Origin of the sequence: Pseudomonas lopnurensis (assembly GCF_015070855.1) — a bacterium.
Taxonomy (GTDB): Bacteria; Pseudomonadota; Gammaproteobacteria; order Pseudomonadales; family Pseudomonadaceae; genus Stutzerimonas; species Stutzerimonas lopnurensis.
On the sequence record NZ_JADDIX010000031.1, the window covers coordinates 42,123 to 63,858 of the forward strand.

Sequence of the window (21,736 nt, forward strand, 5' to 3'; positions counted from 1 at the left end):
GGACGCTCAGAACACCTCGACAATTCGAGCAACACGCAATTGGGACAGCGCCTAAAACAGACTGAGCTGGTCCACCGGCTCGGAGCCTGCGTCTGGCGCGTCGACAGGACGCTTCAGCACCCCCAATGCCAACCGATCCGCCAACCCCGCCGCGCGCTCGGCGCGAGTGACCACGGCCTCCTTCAGGCGCTCCGGCAATGCCCAGATCTCCACCTTGCGCTTGGCACGAGTGATACCGGTATAGAACAGCGCACGCGTCAACAGCGGACTGGGCTGGTCCGGCAGCGCCAGCAGCACCTCGGCGAATTCCGAGCCCTGGCTCTTGTGCACGGTCATGGCGAAGGCGCTGTCGTGGCTCGGCAGCCGCGCCGGGGCGAAGCCGCGAAAGCCGTCGTCGCCCTCGAAGAACACCCGCAGGCCCTGCCCGGTCTGCAGGCACAGGCCGATATCGCCATTGAACAGGCCGAGGGCATAGTCGTTCTGCCGCACCATCACCGCGCGCCCGGGGTACCAGCGCTCGCGCGCCGGGACGCCGAGGCGGCGTTTGAAGCGCGCCTCCAGCGCCTCGTTGATGCCGGTCACGCCAAAGGCGCCCTCGCGCTGGGCAGTCAGGGCGCGAAAGCCGTTGAAGGCATCGAACGCAGCAGCCGGGTCCGCTAGCCGGGCAGCCTGCAGATACCGCGCGTAGCCCTGCTCCAGACGTTCGATCAGTGCCGCCGGGCCGGGTGTGGCGTTCCAGGCGAGATCGGCGCGGTGCTCCTGCAACAGCGCCACGGTGCCCTTGGCATCACCTGCATTGATGCGCCGCGCCAACTCGCCGATGCCGCTGTCGCCGGCAAAACGATGGCTGTGGGTCAGCAGGACCACCGCATCACCCAGGCGCGAACGGGGCGTTTCGCTGGATACGGGCTGGCCGGTGATACGTTCGAGCTCGCTCGCGGCCCGGGCATCGAAGCCGCGGCCTTCGCAGAGTTCGGCGAACACCGCGCCCGCTTCCACCGCGGCCAGCTGATCCTTGTCGCCGAGCAGGATCAGGCGCGCCTTGGGCGGCAGCGCGGCGACCAGCTTGGCCATCAGCGCCAGGTCGACCATCGACGCCTCGTCCACCACCAGCACGTCCAGCGGCAGCGGGTTGGCCGCGTCGTGCCGTACCCGTGGACTGTCGCCGCGGCTGCCGAGCAGGCGATGCAGGGTACGCGCCTCGTCCGGCAGCGCGGCCTTGATCGTGTCGCTGACCGGCAGCTCGGCCTTGGCATTGCGGATCGCTTCGGCCATGCGTGCCGCCGCCTTGCCGGTGGGCGCCGCGAGACCGATGGCCAGGCGCTCGCCGCCGGGCTGTTCCAGCAGCGCCGCCAGCAGCCGCACCACCGTGGTGGTCTTGCCGGTGCCGGGCCCGCCGGAGATCACCGCCAGCCGGCGCCGCACCGCCTGCGCCGCGGCCAGGCGCTGCCAGTCCGGACTCTGCCGGTTGAAGGCGAACAGTCGCGCCAGGCTTTCGCCGAGCCGTGCCTCGTCCACCTCCGGCACATCCGCCGCACGCGCCAGCAGTTGCTCGGCCAGTTGCTGCTCGTAGGCCTGGTAGCGGGACAGGTAGAGCCGATTGCCGACCAGCGTCAGCGGCGCGTATTCATCAGGCGCGCCGACCAGCGGCGAAGCGCCCAGTTGCGCGCGCCAGTCGTCGAGGGACGGCAGGGCGAAGTCGTGCTCCGGCCACGGCCGCTTGCCGGCCAGGCGCGCCAGCGGCAGGCAGACGTCGCCCTTGCCCAGCGCCTCGCAGCACAACGCCGCGGCGACCAGCACGTTATCCGCAGTCTCCGGTTCGAGGCGCTGCAGGCTGGCAATGAAGGCGCGCTCGAGGGCGCCGAAGGGCAGGTCAAAGGTCATGGGCTGCTCCGATTCCGTCTGTACGTAGGGCGGGTTGCAACCCGCCGGACGTGCTTGATGTCCGCTCCATGGCGGCGGGTTGCACCCGCCCTACGAGGGACGCATGCGAGCTTGCCGCTCCGCGCCGACCACACGCCAGGGCTGGATGATCCGCCTCCGTCATCAGAGGGCCTGGCTCGGGTGGGCTGAAGCCCACCCTACGGACTGTGGGCTGAAGCGGAGCGCCGCCCGGCCCACTCTTCGCCCTGAAGCCCGCCCTACACGATGATCGGGCATCATCACTGGCCCTCCTCGAACAACCGATCCAACGCATCGAGCAGCGCATCGTCCGGGCGGGCGAAATACACGCCGGCCTCGGGCATGCCGCGCAGGAACAGGTAGAAGGCCCCACCCAGCTGCTCGTCGCGAAAATCCGCCAGCCGCTGGCGCAGGAAGCGCCGCAACGCCACCAGGTAGATCAGGTATTGCAGGTAGTAGTGCTCGGCAGCCAGCGCCTGCAGCAGGCGCTCGCCGCCGTAGTAGCCGGCGTCCGGGCCGAGCCAGTTGGACTTGTAGTCGGCGATGTACCAGCGCCCATCGTGCTCGAAGGTCAGGTCGATGAAGCCCTTGAGAAAACCCTTGAGGCTGTCGAATTCCAGCCGCGCCGCCGCTTCGCGCAAGGGTGCGGCCAGGCCGTTGGCCGGGTCGCTCAGCAGCGCCCGCAGACGGGTGACGTCGAGCTGGCGTACCGGGAAGGTGAAGCCCAGCTCCGGCAGGCGTCGCGCCGGCTGCAGCACGGCCAGGCTCAGGCCGCTGCCGTCGAGATCGGTATCCAGCACCCGCTGCAGGTGCTCGCTGGCGATGGCCTGCCAGTCCAGCGGCAGGCCATGGGCTTTCAGCGCCGGTTCGACCAGTTCGGCCAACGCGCCCTTGCCGCGCGCCCAGTCCTCGAGGATGGCGTGCAGGCAGGTACCGGCGCGGGCGCCACGCGGGAAGGCGAAGAAGCCGCTGCCCGGCTCGCCGGCATCGGGCATGGCCAGGGCGTCGCGGTCCGGCGCTTCCATGTGCATGCCGGCGGCCAGGCCGGAGAAGCTGCCGACCCGCCAGGCGCTGTGCAGGCTGCGCTCGAGTTGCGCGAGCCGTTGCGGCGCGGCGGCACGCTGGGTGCCCTCGGTGCTCGCCTCTCGCGCCTCCAGCGGCAGGCAGGCCATGCTGCCCCGGCTGTTCGACACCAGGCGTTCGATTGCCGTGCGCAGGCTGGCGCCATCGAGCCCGGCCAGGTGCGGCCCCAGTTCGGCGAGGGCATCCTCGCCGGGCAGGTCGCGGCCGTGCAGCAGCCAGGCCAGGGCGCTGCTGTGCAGGCCCTCGTCCGCCAGGCTGCCGTCCTTCTTCGGCTTGCACAGGCTGACCGGCCCCCAGTGCAGCCACAGCCGGTCGCGGGCGCGGGTCAGCGCGACGTAGGCCAGGCGCAGCTGCTCGGCGAATATCTCCTGACGGGCACGTTCGAGATTTGCCTCCAGCTCGCCACTGCCCAGGTCCAGCAGCGGCTGGCCGTCTTCGTCATGGCAACGGGCGCTGTCGCGGTTCTTGCCCAAGAGCTTGCCGTCCCAGAGGAAGGGGCAGAACACCAGCGGGTATTCCAGGCCCTTGCTGGTATGGATGGTGACGATCTGCACCCGCTCGGCATCGCTTTCCAGGCGCAGCAGCGCGTCTTCGCCGCCGCTCTCACTGCCGCGCTGGGCATTGAACCAGGCCAGCAGCGGTTCCAGCCCCGGGCGCAGCAGGCTTTCGGCCTGCAGCAGTTCGCCCAGGTGCAGCAGGTTGGTCAGCCGCCGCTCGCCATCCACCCGCGCCAGCAGCCGTTCGGCCACCGCCTGCTCGTCGAGCCAGGCGCGGAACACGCGCATGAAGCCCTGTTGCTGCCAGAGCTGGTGGTAGCGCTCGGCGGCTTCGCGCTCGGCATCCCACTGCTGCTGGTCGTCCTGGCAGCGCGCCAGGTCGGCGGCGCTGCGGCCCAGCAGGCGCGTGGCCAGGGCGTAGCGCAGCAGACCCTCGCGACCCGGTTCGGCATAGGCGGCAAGCACCGCGGCGAGCTCCGTGGCCTCCTCGCTGCGCCAGACGCTGTCGCGCCCGCGGCGTACGCTGGGCACGCCACGCGCGGCCAGTTGCTCGGCGACCATCGCCGCCTGGCGATGGTTGGCCACCAGCACGGCGATATCGCCGCCCTTGAGCGGAGTGAAACTGCCGTCCTTGTCGAAGCCGGCGTGACCCTCGGCGGCCGCGGCCAGTTGCAGGGCGATGCGCCGAGCCGTGTCGCAAGCGGCCAGCTGCGCGGCCTCGGCCTTGCCCAGCGGGTCGTCGCCGAGCCAGACCAGCGACAGCGGCGCGGCGTCCTCTTCCTCCACCAGGCGCAGGCGGGCGCGCGGCTTTTCGGCGGCCCCCACCGGCGGGTATCGCAGGTCGCTCTGGGCGAACGGCTGCGGGTGATTGAACAGGCGGTTCAGCGCCTCGATCAACTCGGGCGTCGAGCGGTAGTTGGTCGGCAGGTTATAGGGCCGGTCGGCCTGCTGCCGAGCGCTGAGGTAGGTCGCCAGATCCGCGCCACGGAAGGCGTAGATCGCCTGCTTGGGATCGCCGACGAAGCACAGCGAAGCCTCGCTGCCGCGGGTGTAGATACGGTCGAAGATGGCGTACTGGATCGGGTCGGTATCCTGGAACTCGTCGATCAGGGCCAGCGGGTAGGTGACGCGCAGCGATGCCGCCAGGTCCTCGCCTACCGGGCCCTGCAGCGCCTCGTTCACGCGGTTGAGCAGGTCGTCGAAGGCCAGCAGCCGTTGCGCCGCCTTGCGCTCGGGCAGCTCGCGATCGAGCCGTTCGAGCAGCGCCACCTGCAGGGCGACCAGGCGCTGCTTGCCGGCCGGCATGGCCTCGGCCAGTTGGTCAGCGAGCGCGTCCAGCGCCTCGGCCAGCTCGCACAGCGGTGGCTCGAAGCCTTTCTTGCAGGCCTTGGCCAGGGCCCGCGCACCGAACTTGAGCAGGCCATCCGGCGCATCGAACATGGCCGCCGGATCGGCGAAGTAGGCCTCCAGCTCGCCGTGCCAGAGGGCGAACTTCGGCGTTTTGTGCGTGCTCTGGCTGAGCCCGCCATGCGCGGCCAGCTCGACGACCCAGGCGCGACCGGCCTGCTGCCAGAGCAACGCGGCGCGCCGCCAGGCCGCCTCGACGGCGGACAGGTCGGCCGGCGCCGGCAGCGCGCGCGGCTCGACGCGCAGGTAGGGCTTGCCCAGATGGCTGCGCAGCCGCTGGCGCAGCGACAGCGGGGTGATCCGGCTTTTGGCGAGGAAGCGCGCCCAGGCCGGATCGGCGGCGGCCAGCTCGCTACGCCAGGCATCGGCGAGCAGCGCGTCGATGATCTCGCGGTCGTCGGCGGTCAGCTCGCTGTCGAAATCGCCGCCGGCCTCGAACGCGGCGTCCTGCAGGGCGCGCTGGCAGAAGCCGTGGATGGTGAAGATGGCCGCCTCGTCGAAACCGTGCACCGCCAGCAGCAGGCGCCGCCGCGAAGCCTCGTCGGGGTAGCGGGCGTGCAGTTGGTTGAGGAAGCCGTCCGCGCTGGGCGTGCCCTCGTAGACCGCCAGCAGGTCGGCCAGGCGCGCACGGATACGCTCGCGCAGTTCGGCGGTGGCGGCGGTGGTGTAGGTGACCACCAGGATCTGCCCCACCGACAGCTGGCGCTCCAGCAGCAGGCGGGCATACAGCGCGGTGAGCGTCCAGGTCTTGCCGGTGCCGGCGCTGGCCTCGATCAGCGAACGGCCGTCGAAGGGCGAATCGAGCAGGTCGAGACTCATGCGTCTTGCTCCTCGTCCGGGGCCAGGGCATCCAGGGCCGGGCCGATCAGCCGTTCGGCGAGCGCCTCGAAGCGCTCGTCCAGCGGATCGCGATCGCGGAAGGCCAGGGCGTTCCAGGGATCTTCGCATTCGCCGGCGATGGGGCTGAACTCGGCGCCGAGCCAGGCTTCGCGGGCGCGCTTGCGGGCGGTTTCGATGGGTTCGCCGCGGGCCGGGTTGCGATAGCCACGGGCGAAGGCGTGGCTGCTGCGCGGCAGCAGCGGCAGCGGTTCACGGATGGCGCTGCGGTAGGCGGCCAGCCAGGGTTCGAGCAGCTCGGCGGCATTGCCGAGCGCTCCCAGTTGCCAGTCGCCGGTCGGCGACAGCAGCAGGCTGTTGCGCTCGATGCCTGGCGGGGCGGACAGATTGAGCAGCAGATGGCGCAGCCAGAACGGCGCCAGGTCCCATTCGCCGAGGCGGCCCAGTTTCCAGCCGAACAGCCCGCTCGGGGTCACGCCGTCGAGCCAGCCGTGGACGCGTACCCCGGCCAGGGTGATGTCGATGGGCAGCGGCTCGGGCGCCGCCTCGGGGCGCAGCTCGAACAGCCGCGGGGCGAAGGCGCGCACCGGCCCGCGCAGCTTGCCCCACAGCGCCTGTCCCAGCTCGCCCGGCGGCAGCCAGCCGGCGGCGCAGGCCATGCGCCGTTCGTCCTCGTCGCTCCAGCCGTGTTCCAGCGCCTGCAGCGAGAGACGCCGCAGGCCGTTCCAGGCCGGCATTTCCAGCTCGAACGGCTCGTCGCTGGCCAGCGCCTCCTGGGCGTCGGCCAGGCGCAGGCCGAGGCGCTGCTCCAGCAGGAAACGCGGCGGATGACGGAAGCACTGCAGCAGTTGCGACGGCTCGACGGTCAGCCAGGCCTCGTCCGGCTCGGCGAGCAGGCTGGCGAACGGCTGCGGAGCCTGCTCCGGTGGCGCCGCCAGGCGCTGGGCGGCGCGGAACCAGGGAGCGGAGAAGCCGACGCGGGGAACCCCGGCGAAGTTGCCGGGCGCGAAGGGTTGCAGCGGATGCGCCACGACGATCCGCTGGCTTGCCTTGCGCCCGTCGGTCAGCGGCGTAGCGGTGAGGTCGACCGCTTCCAGCACCTCGCTGAGCAGCACCGACGGCGGCAGTACGGCGTTGTCGCGCGGATCGCGGCCGACGTAGGACAGATACAGCGCCTCGCGCGCCGAGAGCAGGGTTTCCAGCAGCAGGTAGCGGTCGTCCAGCCGCCGCGCGCGGTCGCCGCGGCGCGGATGGCGGGCGATCAGGTCGAAGCCGGCCGGCGGGTTGCGGCGCGGGAAGGCGCCGTCGTCGAGGCCGAGCAGGCAGACCAGGCGGAACGGCAGGCTGCGCATCGGCACCATGGTGCAGAAGGTCACCGCGCCGGTGAGAAAGCCCGAGGCGCCGCCGCCCTGCTGCAGCGCGGCGCTGAGCTGCTGGTGCAGCAGTTCCACTTCGATCGGCCGTTCGAGGTCCGCCGCCCGCGCCTGTTCACGCAGCGCGGCACAGGCCTGGGACAGCAGCAGCAGGGTGTCGCCCGCCTCGCGCTCGTCGAACAGGCTGTCGATCAGCAGTTGCAGGTCGTCGGCCCATTGCGCCAGCGGGCGCGGCCGCGCCAGTTGGTCGGCGAGCTGGCCGAGGCGCTCGACGAATTCCACCAGCCGCCCGAGCAGTTGTCCGCGTGCGCCTTCCAGGGCATCCAGCGGCCAGTGCTCGCCGAGCAGCGGCGCGGCATCGCCGGCCAGTTGCGGCGGCGCGGCGAAACCCAGCAGCAGGCGATCCAGGCCCTGACGCCAGGTGAACGCGGCCTCGTCGGGAAGACCGAGCGCGGCACGCTGGCGGCCGTCGCGCCCCCAGCGCACCCCCGCCTCGCGCAGCCAGTCGCGCAGCAGCGGCAGATCCTCGCTCTCGATCCCGGCGCGGCGGGCGATGGCCGGCTGCTCCAGCCAGGCGAGAATCTCTTCGGCGGCGAAGCGGCTCTGCGAGATAAGCAGCAATTGCAGGAATGCCTCGATCAGCGGCACCTCGGCACGCAGGCTGCGGTCGGCCAGGCTGTAGGGCACCCGTGGCACCCCTTCGCGAACGGCGAACACCGCTTCGATAAAGGGCGCGTAACGCTCGATATCAGGCGTGAGCACCACCACCTGGTCCGGGCTCAGCGCCGGATCGGCGGCGAAGCGGGCGAGCAGTTGGTCGTGGAGGATTTCCACCTCGCGCAGCGGCGAATGGGCGATGTGCACTTCCAGTGAGCGGTCGTCATCCGCCAGCGTCATGCGCTCGTCCGGCAGGCGGGTGCGCAGGCGCAGGATGTCGTGCTGCAGGGCATGCAGCAGGCTGTCGTCGCGCAGGTCGTCATCCTCGGAATAGAGCCCGATCTCCTGGCCGTCGAGGCTGAACAGCGCATCGAAGAAATCGCGGCCCTGCTTGCCGAGGCTGGCGAGCAGCGGATGGCCGACGTCGAGGTACCAATCGTCGACCCCGGACGGCTGGGGCGCTGCTGCGCTCCCCAACCGCCCGGCTGAAGGCGGCTGCTTCGCCAGCTCGCGGATATCGCGAATCTCGCCCCAGGCCTCGCGGCTCGGGTTGAGCGCGCAGACCACCACGTCGATATGCCGCGCCAGGCCATCGAGCACGCGCAGGTGGTGCGGCGGCAGGCTGCTGATGCCGAACACCAGCAGCCGCTCGGGCAGTCCGCTCAGCGCTTCGTCGCGGTAGAGCCGCTGCAGCAGGTCGTCTAGCAGGCGCGCCCGGTGCGGGTGGCCATCCTTGGTCAGCTCGCCCCAGAGCAGCGCCTGCCAGCTTTCGTCGGGGCCGAGGTCGAGGGTTTCACCACGCTCCCAGGCGGCCAGCCAGTCGTCGCGATAGAGCAGGTACTGGTCGAAGGTGTCGGCGATTTTCGCCGCCAGGCTCAGGCGCCGGCGCTCGTCGCCGCCGCCCAGGTATTGCGCCAGGCGCGGCGCCAGCGCCAGGTTGGCCGGCTCGCACAGCCAGCCGTAGAGGCGCCAGGTCAGAGTGGCCGGCGCGAATGCCGATTGCTCCGGCAGGCTGCCGAGCACCGCGCGGCTGAGGTCCCAGACGAACCGGGCCGGCAGCTGGATTTCCAGCTGCATGGCGATGCCCTGCTTGCGCGCCAGCTCCAGGATCAACCAGCGGCCCATGCCCTGGCTCGGCACCACCACCAACGCCGGGGCGAAGGGCTCGGCGAGCGGCTGGGCGAGCAGCGTGGTGGCCAGTTCGCCCAGGGTTTCCAGGTCGGGAGCATGGTAGAGGCTGAGCATGGGTGCACCGCTGAGAATAGGATTCGATAGGTTACAGGCCACCTGCCGCAGGAGCGAGAGGCTGGAGGCTGGATGGCCGTTGTGGATAACGCTATGGCGCGATTGCCAGTCTGCCATGCCCGTGCGACAGGACCAGTCGCGCTTCGTACGATGACAAATTCGTGAACGGCCCCTGCCCCGTGGGGTCAACCGGATATCCCGCGAGCGTTCCTGTGCCGGTTTCGGCGCAGCCTTTGTCGTTGCCGCTCGCCGGACTGCTGGAGAATTGTCCGACATGCTGACGTTGCTGCACCTGCTTTCCTCCATCGCCCTGCTGGTCTGGGGTACGCATATCGTGCGTACCGGGATCATGCGGGTGTATGGCTCGCACCTGCGGCGCTTGCTCGGCCACAGCATGGCCAACGCGCCGCTGGCCTTCAGCGCCGGGATCGGCGTTACCGCGCTGGTGCAGAGCAGTAATGCCACGGCGCTGCTGACGATTTCCTTCGTCGCCCAGGGCCTGATGGCACTGCCTACCGCGCTGGCGATCATGCTCGGCGCGGATGTCGGCACCGCCCTGATGGCACGGGTGCTGACGCTGGACCTGTCCTGGCTGTCGCCGCTGCTGACGCTGGTCGGGGTGAGCCTGTTCCTCTCGCGCAAACAGACCCGCGCCGGCCAGCTCGGCCGGGTGCTGATCGGCCTGGGGCTGATCATCCTCGCGCTGCAGTTGATCGTGCATGCCGCCGAGCCGATCACCGAAGCGCGCGGCATGCAGGCGCTGTTTTCCTCGCTGGCCGGCGACACCCTGCTGGCAGTGGTGGTCGGTGCGCTGTTCGCCCTGCTTTCCTATTCCAGCCTGGCGGCGGTATTGCTGACCTCGACGCTGGCCGGCGCCGGCCTGATCAGCCTGCCGGTGGCGCTCGGGCTGGTGATCGGCGCCAGTATCGGCAGCGGCATCCTCGCCTGGCTGAATGCCAGCCTGCAGCCGGCTTCGGCGCGCCGGGTGGCGCTGGGCAGCCTGCTCTACAAGCTGGCGGGGCTCACGGTGCTGCCATTCCTCGGGCCACTGGTGGCCTGGATGGATACCCTCGGCTACAGCGCGCAAACGCAGGTGATCGCCTTTCACCTGGCCTACAACAGCCTGCGCTGCCTGATCCTGCTGCCCACCGTCAATCCGATGGGACGGCTCTGCGAGCGCCTGCTGCCCGAGCGGGTGCAGGACAACGGCGTCGCCCAGCCACGCCATCTGGACCCTGCCGCCCTGGACATGCCGAGCCTGGCGCTGGCCAATGCGGTACGCGAGACCTTGCGCATCGGCGACCTGGTGGAGCTCATGCTGGCGCGCCTGCTCGAAGCGCTGCGCGAGGATCGCCCGGAGCCCGGCGAAGAGATCCGCCGCCTGGATGACGACGTCGATGCGCTCTATAGCGGCGTGAAGCTCTACCTGGCGCAGATGCCGCGCGAGGACCTGGCCGAACAGGAAGGCCGGCGCTGGGCGGAGATCATCGAACTGGCGATCAACCTCGAACAGGCCGGCGACATCATCGAGCACATGGTCAGCAAGGTGCAGAACCTCAAGACCTCCAAACGCCGCTCCTTCTCCGACAGCGGCCTGGAGGAGCTCGGCCAGTTGCACGCCCTGCTCAGCACCAACCTGCGCCTGGGGCTGTCGGTGTTTCTCTCCGGCGACTCGCACAGCGCGCGGCAGCTGCTGCAGCACAAGCGCCAGTTCCGCAAGCTGGAGCGCGAGCTGGCCCATTCGCATGTGCATCGCCTGCACCGGCAGGTGGTGGAAAGCATCGAGACCAGCGCCGCTCATCTGGAGCTGATCGCCGATATGAAGCGGCTCAACTCGCTGTTCTGCAGCGCGGCCTATGCGGCACTGGAGAGCCAGGGTGGCAAGGGCCACGCCGCCGAGGCGGGCCGCGACAGGCTGCCGGTAGAGCAGCATCTGCCCGGCAAGCCTGCCTAGGGCGTAGGAGCGGGCCATGCCTGCGAACGCGGGCGATGCACTCGCATGGCTGCCCTTCGCGGGCATGGCCCGCTCCTACGAGGGCCGATTCGTGCGGCCCGCCCCTCCAGGGCAGAGAAAAAACCCCGGCGATGCGCGAGCACGGCCGGGGTTGGAGGGCGCGATCAGCGTTGCTTGCGCCGCCGCTGCATCCAGACGATCAGGCCGAACAGCAGCAAGCCGGGAATCCACATGATTTCCTTCACCCAGCGATCGGTCGGCGCGCGCACCGAGAGGATCTCCTGGTCGAATTCCAGCCCCGCCTCGGCCGCCGGGCTGCCGAAGGTGACGCTGTCGACCAGCAGCTTGCCGTCCTGCTCGTAGGTCATCAGGCCGATCTTCTCCAGCTTCTCCTCGCCGGAGGCGCCATCCGGGATCGCCAGCAGCAGGACGAATTCGCGCGGATCGCCCACCGCGTCCTCGCCGCGTACGCGCAGGCGCAGCTGGCTGTCCTCGTCCACCCCGCCCAGGGCCTCGACCAATTGCGCCGGGGGGATGTCCTGGTAGGGGTCGTGGAGCATGTCCATCCAGAACCCCGGGCGGAACAGGGTGAAGGCCACCAGCAACAGCAGCAGGCTCTCGTACCAGCGGCTGCGCACCAGGAAATAGCCCTGGGTGCCGGCGGCGAAGATCAGCATCGCCAGCGTGGCCACCAGGAAGATCAGCACGCCGTGCCAGAAATCCACGCCGATCAGCAGCAGGTCGGTGTTGAAGATGAACAGGAACGGCAGCGCCGCGGTGCGCAGGCTGTAGTAGAAGGCGGTGATGCCGGTCCTGATCGGATCGCCCTTGGACACCGCCGCCGCGGCGAACGAGGCCAGGCCCACCGGGGGCGTGACGTCGGCCATGATGCCGAAGTAGAAGACGAACAGGTGCACCGCGATCAGCGGCACGATCAACCCGTTCTGCTGCCCCAGCGCCACGATCACCGGCGCCAGCAGGCTGGACACCACGATGTAGTTGGCGGTGGTCGGCAGGCCCATGCCGAGGATCAGGCTGAGGAACGCGGTGAGCAGCAGCATCAGCAGCAGGTTGCCCATCGACAGCAGCTCGACCAGATCGGCCAGCACCAGGCCGACGCCGGTCTGCGACACCGCGCCGACGATGATGCCGGCGGCCGCGGTGGCGATACCGATGCCGATCATGTTGCGCGCACCGGCGATCAGGCCTTCGCGCAGGTCGATCACGCCATCGACGAAGGTGCCGTCGCGGTGGTTGCCGTCACGGCGCAGCCAGGACAGCAGCGGGCGCTGGGTGAGCAGGATGATCACCAGCATCACCGACCCCCAGAACGCCGACAGGCCGGGCGACAGCCGCTCGATCATCAGGCACCACACCAGCACCACCACCGGCAACAGGAAATGCAGGCCGGACAGCAGCACCGGGCGCGTCTGCGGCAATTTTTCCAGCGGCATGTTCGGGTCTTCATGGGGCAGCGGCGGGTTGCTCGCCGCCACCTTCAGCAACCCCAGGTAGACCAGCGCCAGCAGACCGCCGATGACCCACAGCGCGGCATCGCCGAGCGCCGGCTTGAGCCAGCCGAGACCGTAGTAGACCCCCAGCGACAACCCGGAAATCAACGCCGCGCCGAAGGCGAAGCCGATCAGCCGCTGCATCCACGGCTTGGCCACGCTGGCCCGCGGCAGCGCCTGCAGGCCGAGCTTGAGCGACTCCAGATGGACGATGTAGATCAGCGCGATGTACGAGATCAGCGCCGGCAGGAAGGCATGCTTGATCACCTCGACATAGGGGATGCCGACGTATTCGACCATCAGGAAGGCCGCCGCGCCCATCACCGGCGGCATGATCTGGCCGTTGACCGAGGAGGCCACTTCCACCGCGCCGGCCTTTTCCGCCGAGAAGCCGGTGCGCTTCATCATCGGAATGGTGAAGGTGCCGGTGGTGACCACGTTGGCGATCGACGAGCCGGAGATCAGGCCGGTCATGCCGGACGCCACCACCGCGGCCTTGGCCGGACCACCGCGGAAATGCCCGAGCATGCTGAAGGCCAGCTGGATGAAGTAATGCCCGGCGCCGGCGCGTTCGAGCAGCGCGCCGAACAGCACGAAGAGGAAGACGAAGCTGGTGGAAACGCCGAGGGCGATGCCGAACACGCCTTCGGTGGTGATCCATTGATGATTGGCCAGCGCGGTGAAACTCACCCCGCGATGGGCCAGCAGGCCGGGCATCCAGGGGCCGGCGACGCTGTAGACCAGAAACACCAGCGCGATGATCGCCAGCGGCGGGCCGAGCGCGCGGCGGGTGGCCTCCAGCAGCAACGGAATGCCGATGCAGGCGGTGAGCAGATCCATGCTGGTCAGGTTGCCGGGGCGCTGCGCCAGTTGCTCGTAGGCGATGAACAGATAGGCGGCACTGGCGGCGGCGACCAACCCCAGGGCGATATCCAGCAACGGTACCCGGTCGCGCGGCGAACGCTTGAGGGCCGGGTAGGCGAGGAATGCCAGCAGCAACGAGAAGGCCAGGTGGATCGAGCGGGTCTCGGTGTCGTTCAACACGCCGAAGCCGAGGACGAACGGCAGCGGCGAGGCGATCCACAGCTGGAACAGCGACCAGAGCAGCGCCAGCCCGGCGATGACCGCGGCCATCGGCCCCGCCGGCAGGCGCGCACCGACATCCTGGGCGATCAGTTCCTCGGTGGAAAGGTGTTTGTCTTGCATGAATTGAGGCCTGTTTATGCAGTAACGGAAACCAGAAAAACCCGTGGCCATTCGGCGCACGGGTTTTTCAGGCCAAGGCATCGACGGGGGACGCCATCCGTCAGGACGGCGTCCCGTGCCTTACAGCCAGCCGCGTTCCTTGTAGTACCGCTCGGCGCCCTCATGCAGCGGCGCGCTCAGGCCGACTTCGATCATCTCTTCCGGCTTGAGGTCCTTGAACGCCGGGTGCAGACGCTGGAAGCGCTCGATGTTCTCGAACACCGACTTGACCAGCTGGTAGACGACTTCGGCGTCGACCTTGCTGGTGGTCGACAGCACGGCCTTGCCACCGATGGACTGGGTCGGCTGGTCGTTGCCCTTGTACAGGCCGCCGGGGATCTCGGCCTTGGTGTAGTAGCTCTTCTCTGCCAGCAGCTTGTCGATTTCCGGGCCGGTGATCGGCACCAGCACCGCGTCGACGGTGGTGGTGGCTTCCTGGATCGCGCCGTTGGGGTGGCCGACGAAGTAGGTCATGGCATCGATGTTGTTGTCGCCCAGCGCGCTGGCCTGCTCGGCCGGCTTCAGCTCGGCGGCGAGGGAGAACACCGACTTGTCCCAGCCCTTTTCCTTCATGATCTCTTCGAGGGTGTCGCGCTGGCCGGAACCGGGGTTGCCGATGTTGACGCGCTTGCCCTTGAGGTCGTCCAGCCCCTTGATGTTGGCGCTGCGACGCGCGAGCACGGTAAAGACTTCGCTCTGCAGCGAGAAGACCGCGCGGATGTCGTCCATCTTCCCTTCCTTCTCGAAGGGGGCGACACCTTCCATCGCCTTGAACTGATGGTCCGACTGCATGATGCCGAAGTTGAACTCGCCACTGCGCAGGCCGTTGACGTTGGCCACGCCGCCGCCACTGGCCGGCGCGTTGCACTTGAGGTTCTCGGCGTTGCGGTTGACGAAGCGGCAGATCGATTGCCCCGCCACGTAGTAGACCCCGGTCTGACCGCCGGTGCCGATGGTGACGAACTTCTCTTGCGCCTGTGCCACGCCGCTCAGGCCGGTTCCCGCCAAAGCAGCGGTAAAGATCCATGCCAAGGATTTGCCTTTCATGGATGCACTCCTTCTGGTTGTTTTCGAATGTCCGGCATCCCTTGTGAGTCTGCGCGGTGGGAGGAGTCTAGCAGCGTTGCGGGCAATGGACAGCGCCATGCCCGATTGTCCGCCCCGTCCCCGAAACAACGCGCTTGCGTTGGATGGGCAATACGGGAAGCGCACCAGGATGGACGCAGCATTCCGTGCAGGACCGGACTGCCAGCGTTGTAATGTCGTTTTCCCGCCCATCGACGGACTTGTTCTCTTCACCCCATAAAGGCAAACTGCCATCATTCGCACGCTTGCGAAAAGCTGCTTTTACCGCTCAGGACGCAAGGGGCCTGAAAGCCAGGGCGCCCGCCGTGGCATCCTGCCGGATATACCCCACCGCGGGCGTCTTTTTCGTTGTCGGTCAGGCGCCGACAGGATGACATGGGACCGTCATGAAACTTGCATAGCGTACTGCGCCGCAGCGAAACCCCGATGCAGACCGAAGAAACACCCGACTGCGGAGCAACCGTTCAGCTACACGAGCGCACCCGCCATTCATTCGACGTCGCGGGACCTCGGACAGCTTCGCCGCTGCCTGTGGCCTGCTCGCATAGCTGGATAGCACCGCAGTGCCGACAGCAGCAGCGCAACAGTCGATGAAATAGCTCACAGATAAGAGGGCAAGCGTTCATCGCGCCCAACACAAGAGTGCTGCCGAGCCCGTTGCCGGGCCGATGAATACAGCACCGACATTTGCCTCGCGTTAACGGCCCCCCTTACCCATGGGAGATAGCATCACATGCGAGCGAACCTGCCCGTCACTGGTCGCGAAATCAGCGTCAGTGACCATGCCAACATCCTCTCGACCACCAACCTGAGCGGCGAAATCACCTACGCCAATCAGGATTTCATCGAACTCAGCGGCTTCAGCGAAGCGGAATTGCTGGGCCAGCAACACAACATCGTGCGCCATCCGGATATGCCGTCGCAGGCCTTCGCGGAGATGTGGCAGTGCCTGCGCGCCGGGCATTCATGGATGGGGCTGGTGAAGAACCGCTGCAAGAACGGCGACCACTACTGGGTCAGCGCCTTCGCTACCCCGGTCAGCCGCAACGGCAAGGTGGTGGAATATCAATCGGTGCGCACCCGGGCGCAACCGGCGCAGATCCGCGCCGCCGAGGCGCTCTACGCCCGGCTGCGCGAGAAGCGCAAACCAGCGGCGCTGCGCAGGATCCGCCTGGGCGTGCGCGCACGGGTCGGCCTGCTGGCCGGTCTCGGCGTGGCGTTGGGCGGTGCGGCCGGCGCCGTGCTGGGCGGGGTGCCCTTGCTCGCGGCCTTACCGGGCATGCTGCTCGGTGGTCTCGGCGCTGCGGTACTGAGCGGCGTGGCGCTCGCGCCGCTGCAGCGGCTGGCGCTGCAGGCACGCCAGATCGGCCATAACCCGGTCAGCCAATGGCTCTATACCGGCCGCCGCGACGAAATCGGTGAAATCGCCTTCGCCATGAAGCTGCTGGAAGCCGAAGCCGGTGCCATGGTCGGGCGCATCGCCGACTCCAGCCGTCAGCTGAGCGGCCACGCCTGCGAGCTGCTCGCTGCGATGCAGAGCAGCACGCAAAGCGCCTCGCGCCAGCAGCAGGAAACCGACCTGGTCGCCACCGCGATCAACCAGATGACCGCCAGTGTCCAGGAGGTCGCCCTGAATGCGCAGCGCACCGCCGAGGCGGCGTCGCGTGCCGATGGCGAGACGGCCAGCGGCCGGCAGATCGTCAGCCTCACCGGCAGCAGCATCACGCGCCTGGCGGACGATATCCAGCAGGCCGCCGAGGTCATCCATCAGTTGGAAAGCCATAGCCAGGAAATCAGCCGTGTGCTCGAGGTCATCCACGGCATCGCCGAGCAAACCAACCTGCTGGCACTCAATGCCGCCATCGAGGCGGCGCGCGCTGGCGAGCAGGGCCGCGGCTTCGCGGTGGTCGCCGATGAAGTCCGCGGGCTGGCATTACGCACATCGTCCGCCACCGCCGACATCAAGAAAATGATCGCCACGTTGCAGGCCGGCGCACAGAATGCGGTACAGGTGATGCAGCGCAGCCGCGAACAGGCGCAGAACAGCGTCGGCCATGCCGGCGATGCCGAGCATTCCCTGCATGACATCAACAGCCGGGTCAACGAAATCAGCGAGATGAGCAGCCAGATCGCCGCTGCAGTGGAACAACAGAGCACCGTCAGCGAGGAGATCAACCAGAGCATCGTCAGCATCCGCGGCAGCTCCGACCATCATGTGGCGACCGGATTGCGCAGCCAGGAAGGCGCCTCGGACGTAGCCCGCCTGGCCGACGACATGCAGGAACTGGCGCAGCAGTTCTGGGGGCGTCGGCGCGCCTGACTAGGCAGCGCTCGGCGCAAAGCGCACCCGCACCAGCAGGCCGCCCAGCTGTCCTGCTTCCAGCCCGATGGTGGCCCGGTGGGCACGACTGATCTCGCCGACGATCGCCAGCCCGAGCCCCGCACCCTGGCCGCGGCTGTCACGGCGGTAGAAACGCGCGAACACCTTGTCGCGTTCGTCCGCGGGAATCCCCGGCCCGTCGTCCTCGACTTCCAGCACACCCGGGGCGCACACCCGCAGCACCACGTTACCGCCCACCGGCGTATGCGCCAGGGCGTTGTCGACCAGGTTGCTCAGCAGTTCGCTGAGCAGCGTCGGTTCACCCTTGATCCACACCGGCTGTTCCGCTTCCAGCGCCAGCGCCACCCCGCGCTCGTGCGCCAGCGCGGCCATCGCCAGGCCGAGCTCGCGGGCCAGCTGCGACAGGTCGAGGCGCTGGGCACCGCCCTCGGCCACCGCCTGCGCGCCACTTTCGATGCGCGCCAGCGAAAGCAACTGGTTGGCCAGGTGGATGACCCGGTCGGTGGTCTGTCCGGCCTCCTCCAGGGTGCTGCGCCAGGCCGCCGGATCGGGCTCACGCAGCCCCAGCTCGATGCGCGCCTTGAGCGCCGCCAGGGGTGTGCGCAATTCATGGGAGGCATCGGCGATGAAGCGCGCCTGGCGCTCGAACTGCCCGCGCAGGCGCTGGGTGAAATGGTTGAGCGCCGCCACCAGCGGACGCAGCTCGCGCTGCACATTGCTCAGCGGCAACGGCAGCGGACGCAGGTCGTCCGGTGCACGCGCCTCCACCGCCTCGCTGAGCCTGCCCAGCGGCCGCAGCGCGGCGCTCACCGCCAGCCACACCAGCAGCAGGGCCGCCAGCGCCAGCAACCCCATGCGCCAGAGCGTATCGGTCAGCAGGCTGCGCGCCATGCGCTCGCGGGCACCCTGGGTCTCGGCCACGCGGATTTCCGCGGTGCCGTTGAGGCGGGGATCGCTGAGCGGTTGCAGCAGGCTGACGACACGCACGCCCTGGCCCCGGTAGACGCCATCGTAGAAGCGCGCCAGGGCCGGGTAGTCGTCCGTGCGCGGGGTGCCGGGCGGCGGTGCCGGCAGGTTCTCGTAGCCGGAGATCAGCCGCCCCTGGTGATCGTCCACCTGGTAATAGATACGCCCGGCGCTGTCATAGGCGAAGGTATCCAGCGCTACGTAGGGCACATTGGCGCGCAGTTGGCCATCGGCGCTGACCAGCCCCTCGGCGATGGCCCGGGCGGACGCCAGCAGGGTGCGGTCGTAGGCGGTATCGGCGACGGCGCGGCCATTCCAGTAGGCGCTCCAGCCGCTGAACAACAGCAGCAACGCCAGCAGGACCGCCAGACGACGCAGCAGCCGTCCGCGCAGGCTGCCGACCTCAGCCATCGGTGGCCTCGAGCAGGTAGCCCAGGCCACGGAAGGTGACGATGCGCACCGGCTGGCCCTCGAGTTTCTTGCGCAGGCGGTGGATGTAGATCTCGATGGCATCGGCGCTGGCGTCCTCGTCCAGGCCGAAGAGCTGCGCCGCGAGCTGGTCCTTGCTCATCACCCGTCCGGGGCGGGCGATCAGCGCCTCGAGCACGCCCTGTTCGCGCGAGGTCAGCGCCAGCGTTTCGCCGGCCAGGGTGAAACGCCGGGCGTCCAGGTCATGGGCCAGCACGCCGCAGCGCTGCTGGCGCTCGCCGCCACCGACGCTGCGCCGCAGCAGCGCCTTGACCCGCGCCTCCAGTTCGGAGAGTTCGAAGGGCTTGGCCAGATAGTCATCGGCCCCGAGATTCAGGCCGTGGACACGATCGCTGACCTCGCCGCGGGCGGTGAGCATCAGCACCGGCAGGGTCTTGCCGCGCGCGCGCAGCCGCGCCAGCACCTGGAAGCCATCCAACCGCGGCAGGCCGACATCCAGGATCGCCAGGGCATAGTCCTCGGTGGCCAGCGCCAGGTCGGCGGCCACCCCGTCCTCCAGCAGATCGAGCGTCCAGCCGGCGGCGCGCAGCGCCTGGGCCACGCTGGCGGCCAGCTGGGGATGGTCCTCGACCAGAAGAATCCGCATTGCCTGTCCTCTCTACGAACGGAGCGCAAGTGTACCGGCTGCCAGCTTTCATTCCTGAAAGCTTGGCGAAAGCTTGGGCGCCTAGGATCGCCCACAGGTGGCTCGATCCACCCACGGCAATGTTGCCGTCACAACAAAAACAATAGCGGAGATACCCCCATGCTGACTGCCGTCAGATTCTCGGGCCTACCGGCCCGTCTCGCTCTCGCCGTTACCACCGCCTCGCTGACGCCGCTGGCCCAGGCCGCCTTCATCGAAGACAGCAGCGCCACGTTGCAGGCCCGCAACATCTACTTCAATCGCGATTTCCGTGAAGACGCCGGCCAGTCCAAGCGCGAGGAATGGACGCAGGGCTTCATCCTCGACGTGCGCTCCGGCTTCACCGACGGCAGCGTCGGCTTCGGCCTCGATGCGCTGGGCATGCTCGGCATCAAGCTGGATTCCGGGCGCGGCCGCAGCGGCACCGACCTGCTGCCGGTGCACGACGACGGTGGCACCCCCGACGACTTCAGCCGCCTGGGACTGACCGCCAAGGCCAGATTCGCCGAGACCGAATTGCGCTATGGCACGCACATTCCGGAAATGCCGGTGGCCATGGCCAGCGACAGCCGTACCCTGCCGCAGGTGTTCGAGGGCGCATCCCTCGTCTCGCAGGACGTCGAAGGCCTGACCCTGACCGGCGGCCGCCTGGACCAGGTCATCGACCGCGCCTCGACCGGCGGCCAGGACCTGCAGTTGAACAACAAGAACAACCGCTTCGCCAGCGCCGCCGAGGCCGACCACCTGAGCTTCGCCGGAGCCGACTACGCATTCGCCGAGAACCTCTCCGGCCGCTACTACTTCGCCGAGCTGGACGATGTCTACCGCCAGCACTTCTTCGGCCTGCTGGCGGTCAGGCCGCTGGGCGAGCATTCGGCGCTGAGCGCCGACCTGCGGCTGATGGTCAGCGACGACAGCGGTGCGGCCAACGCCGGACGGATCGACAATCAGGCCTGGAACGGCATGCTCGGCTACCGCCTCGGTGGCCACAAGGTCAGCGTCGCCTACCAGCGGATGAGCGGCGATACCGGCTACGCCTACCTCGACGGCAGCGACCCGTTCCTGGTCAACTTCGTGCAGATCAACGACTTCGCCAACGCCGACGAGCGCTCCTGGCAGGTCCGCTACGACTACAACTTCGCCGCCATCGGCATTCCCGGCCTGACCTTCCTGACCCGCTACATCTCCGGCGATGACGCGCGCATCGCCGGCAGCGACGCGCGTGGCAGCGAGTGGGAACGCGACCTCGAACTCAAGTACGTGGTGCAAAGCGGCCCGCTGAAGAACGTCGCGCTGCGCATGCGCAATGCCATGTTCCGCTCCGATTTCGCCCGCGATGCCGACGAAAACCGCCTGATCGTCAGCTACAGCCTGCCAATCTGGTAACCCGAACGAACGCCACAGGAGAGCGCTCCATGAAACCCATCATCCTCCTTGCCGCCCTGGCCGCCTGCCTGCCGCTGGCCGGCCCTGCCGCCGCCGCCGATGAACCGCGTCGACCGGAATGCATCGCCCCCGCCGCCCCGGGCGGCGGTTTCGACCTGACCTGCAAACTGGCGCAGAGCGCGCTGGTGCAGAGCAAGCTGCTCAAGGCGCCGATGCGCGTCACCTACATGCCCGGCGGCGTCGGTGCGGTGGCCTACAACGCGGTGGTCGCCCAGCGTCCGTCCGAGGCCGGCACCATCACCGCCTTCTCCAGCGGCTCGCTGCTCAACCTGGCCCAGGGCAAGTTCGGCCGCTTCGACGAAAGCGCGGTGAAATGGCTGGCCGGCATCGGCACCAGTTACGGCGCCATCGCCGTACGCGCCGATTCGCCCTACCAGAACCTCGACGACCTGGTCGCCGCGATCAAGGCCGACCCGGGCAAGGTGGTGATCGGTTCCGGCGGCACGGTGGGCAGCCAGGACTGGATGCAGACCGCGCTGATCGCCCGCGCCGCCGGCATCGACCCGCGCACGCTGCGCTACGTGGCCATGGAGGGCGGCGGCGAGCTGGCCACCGCGCTGCTCGGCGGGCACATCCAGGTGGCCAGTAGCGACATCGCCGACTCGGTGCCACACATCGAGAGCGGCGACATGCGCATCCTCGCGGTGTTCTCCGAGGAGCGCCTGCCCGGCGAAACGGTGGCCAGCATCCCGACCGCCAAGGAGCAGGGCTACGACGTCATCTGGCCGGTGATCCGCGGCTTCTACGTCGGCCCCAAGGTCAGCGACGACGCCTATGCCTGGTGGAAGAACGCCTTCGACCAGCTGCTCGCCTCGGACGACTTCGCCAAGCTGCGTGAGCAGAGAGAGCTGTATCCCTTCGCCATGACCGGCGACGAACTGGATGCCTACGTGAAACAGCAGGTCACCCGGTACAAGCAGCTGGCGCAGGAGTTCGGCCTGATCCAGTAAACCGGCCCACGTGAGCCAGCGCAGGGAAGCGCTGGCAACCCATCGGCCGAGATCCGCAACGACTACCGCCTGGAGCACCTGGCTCCCGGAAGGGCGCTGCCCCGGGAAAGCCACACACCACG

Annotated in this window: 10 protein-coding genes and 2 pseudogenes; 5 read left to right on the plus strand and 7 right to left on the minus strand. The window is 68.7% G+C overall.

What is annotated here, in order from left to right; genetic code table 11:
• Positions 1 to 51: 51 nt before the first annotated feature.
• From recD to recC, 3 genes are all read right to left on the minus strand, one after another.
• A complete protein-coding gene (gene recD, locus IN820_RS06540; protein ID WP_193680198.1) occupies positions 52 to 1,884 on the minus strand; it encodes an exodeoxyribonuclease V subunit alpha in 1,833 nt (610 codons plus the stop codon).
• A 278-nt stretch (positions 1,885 to 2,162) separates the two neighbouring features.
• A complete protein-coding gene (recB, locus tag IN820_RS06545) occupies positions 2,163 to 5,708 on the minus strand; it encodes an exodeoxyribonuclease V subunit beta (RefSeq protein ID WP_193680199.1) in 3,546 nt (1,181 codons plus the stop codon).
• Positions 5,705 to 9,001, minus strand: coding sequence for an exodeoxyribonuclease V subunit gamma (recC, locus tag IN820_RS06550; protein WP_193680200.1), 3,297 nt, complete (start codon positions 8,999 to 9,001; stop codon positions 5,705 to 5,707). The genes recB and recC overlap by 4 nt, the downstream gene beginning before the upstream one ends.
• Before the next feature lie 274 nt (positions 9,002 to 9,275).
• Here recC and IN820_RS06555 point away from each other — a divergent pair, with 274 nt between their 5' ends.
• Positions 9,276 to 10,955 (plus strand): Na/Pi cotransporter family protein, encoded by a 1,680-nt coding sequence (locus IN820_RS06555; protein ID WP_193680201.1) that lies wholly within the window; start codon positions 9,276 to 9,278, stop codon positions 10,953 to 10,955.
• Between the two features lie 164 nt (positions 10,956 to 11,119).
• Here IN820_RS06555 and IN820_RS06560 read toward each other — a convergent pair whose 3' ends face one another.
• Both IN820_RS06560 and IN820_RS06565 read right to left on the minus strand, forming a co-directional pair.
• Positions 11,120 to 13,672, minus strand: a complete 2,553-nt coding sequence (locus IN820_RS06560) for a TRAP transporter permease (protein ID WP_193680202.1) — start codon at positions 13,670 to 13,672, stop codon at positions 11,120 to 11,122.
• A 120-nt stretch (positions 13,673 to 13,792) separates the two neighbouring features.
• The gene (locus IN820_RS06565; RefSeq protein WP_193680203.1) at positions 13,793 to 14,758 is read right to left on the minus strand and encodes a TAXI family TRAP transporter solute-binding subunit; all 966 of its coding nucleotides are present in this window, start codon (positions 14,756 to 14,758) and stop codon (positions 13,793 to 13,795) included.
• A gap of 772 nt (positions 14,759 to 15,530) precedes the next feature.
• Here IN820_RS06565 and IN820_RS22930 point away from each other — a divergent pair.
• Positions 15,531 to 16,223 (plus strand): annotated as a pseudogene (locus IN820_RS22930) (PAS domain-containing protein); the annotation flags it as partial.
• A gap of 372 nt (positions 16,224 to 16,595) precedes the next feature.
• Positions 16,596 to 17,117: pseudogene (locus IN820_RS22935) on the plus strand (methyl-accepting chemotaxis protein); the annotation flags it as partial.
• On the opposite strand, the gene IN820_RS06575 reads toward IN820_RS22935, so the two are convergent.
• A complete protein-coding gene (locus IN820_RS06575) occupies positions 17,118 to 18,515 on the minus strand; it encodes a sensor histidine kinase (protein WP_193680205.1) in 1,398 nt (465 codons plus the stop codon).
• A complete protein-coding gene (locus tag IN820_RS06580) occupies positions 18,508 to 19,179 on the minus strand; it encodes a response regulator (protein WP_193680206.1) in 672 nt (223 codons plus the stop codon). Before IN820_RS06580 ends, IN820_RS06575 begins: the two co-directional genes overlap by 8 nt.
• Before the next feature lie 159 nt (positions 19,180 to 19,338).
• On the opposite strand from IN820_RS06580, the gene IN820_RS06585 reads away from it, so the two are divergent.
• Positions 19,339 to 20,604, plus strand: coding sequence for an OprD family porin (locus IN820_RS06585; RefSeq protein WP_193680207.1), 1,266 nt, complete (start codon positions 19,339 to 19,341; stop codon positions 20,602 to 20,604).
• 29 nt (positions 20,605 to 20,633) lie between these two features.
• The gene (locus IN820_RS06590; protein WP_193680208.1) at positions 20,634 to 21,614 is read left to right on the plus strand and encodes a tripartite tricarboxylate transporter substrate binding protein; all 981 of its coding nucleotides are present in this window, start codon (positions 20,634 to 20,636) and stop codon (positions 21,612 to 21,614) included.
• Positions 21,615 to 21,736 lie beyond the last annotated feature (122 nt).

Excerpts from the sequence above, each read along its gene's own strand:
- recD (WP_193680198.1), bottom strand. The coding sequence starts at position 1,884 with ATGACCTTTGACCTGCCCTTCGGCGCCCTCGAGCGCGCCTTCATTGCC.
- recB (WP_193680199.1), bottom strand. The coding sequence starts at position 5,708 with ATGAGTCTCGACCTGCTCGATTCGCCCTTCGACGGCCGTTCGCTGATC.
- recC (WP_193680200.1), bottom strand. The coding sequence starts at position 9,001 with ATGCTCAGCCTCTACCATGCTCCCGACCTGGAAACCCTGGGCGAACTG.
- IN820_RS06555 (WP_193680201.1), top strand. The coding sequence starts at position 9,276 with ATGCTGACGTTGCTGCACCTGCTTTCCTCCATCGCCCTGCTGGTCTGG.
- IN820_RS06560 (WP_193680202.1), bottom strand. The coding sequence starts at position 13,672 with ATGCAAGACAAACACCTTTCCACCGAGGAACTGATCGCCCAGGATGTC.
- IN820_RS06565 (WP_193680203.1), bottom strand. The coding sequence starts at position 14,758 with ATGAAAGGCAAATCCTTGGCATGGATCTTTACCGCTGCTTTGGCGGGA.
- IN820_RS06575 (WP_193680205.1), bottom strand. The coding sequence starts at position 18,515 with ATGGCTGAGGTCGGCAGCCTGCGCGGACGGCTGCTGCGTCGTCTGGCG.
- IN820_RS06580 (WP_193680206.1), bottom strand. The coding sequence starts at position 19,179 with ATGCGGATTCTTCTGGTCGAGGACCATCCCCAGCTGGCCGCCAGCGTG.
- IN820_RS06585 (WP_193680207.1), top strand. The coding sequence starts at position 19,339 with ATGCTGACTGCCGTCAGATTCTCGGGCCTACCGGCCCGTCTCGCTCTC.
- IN820_RS06590 (WP_193680208.1), top strand. The coding sequence starts at position 20,634 with ATGAAACCCATCATCCTCCTTGCCGCCCTGGCCGCCTGCCTGCCGCTG.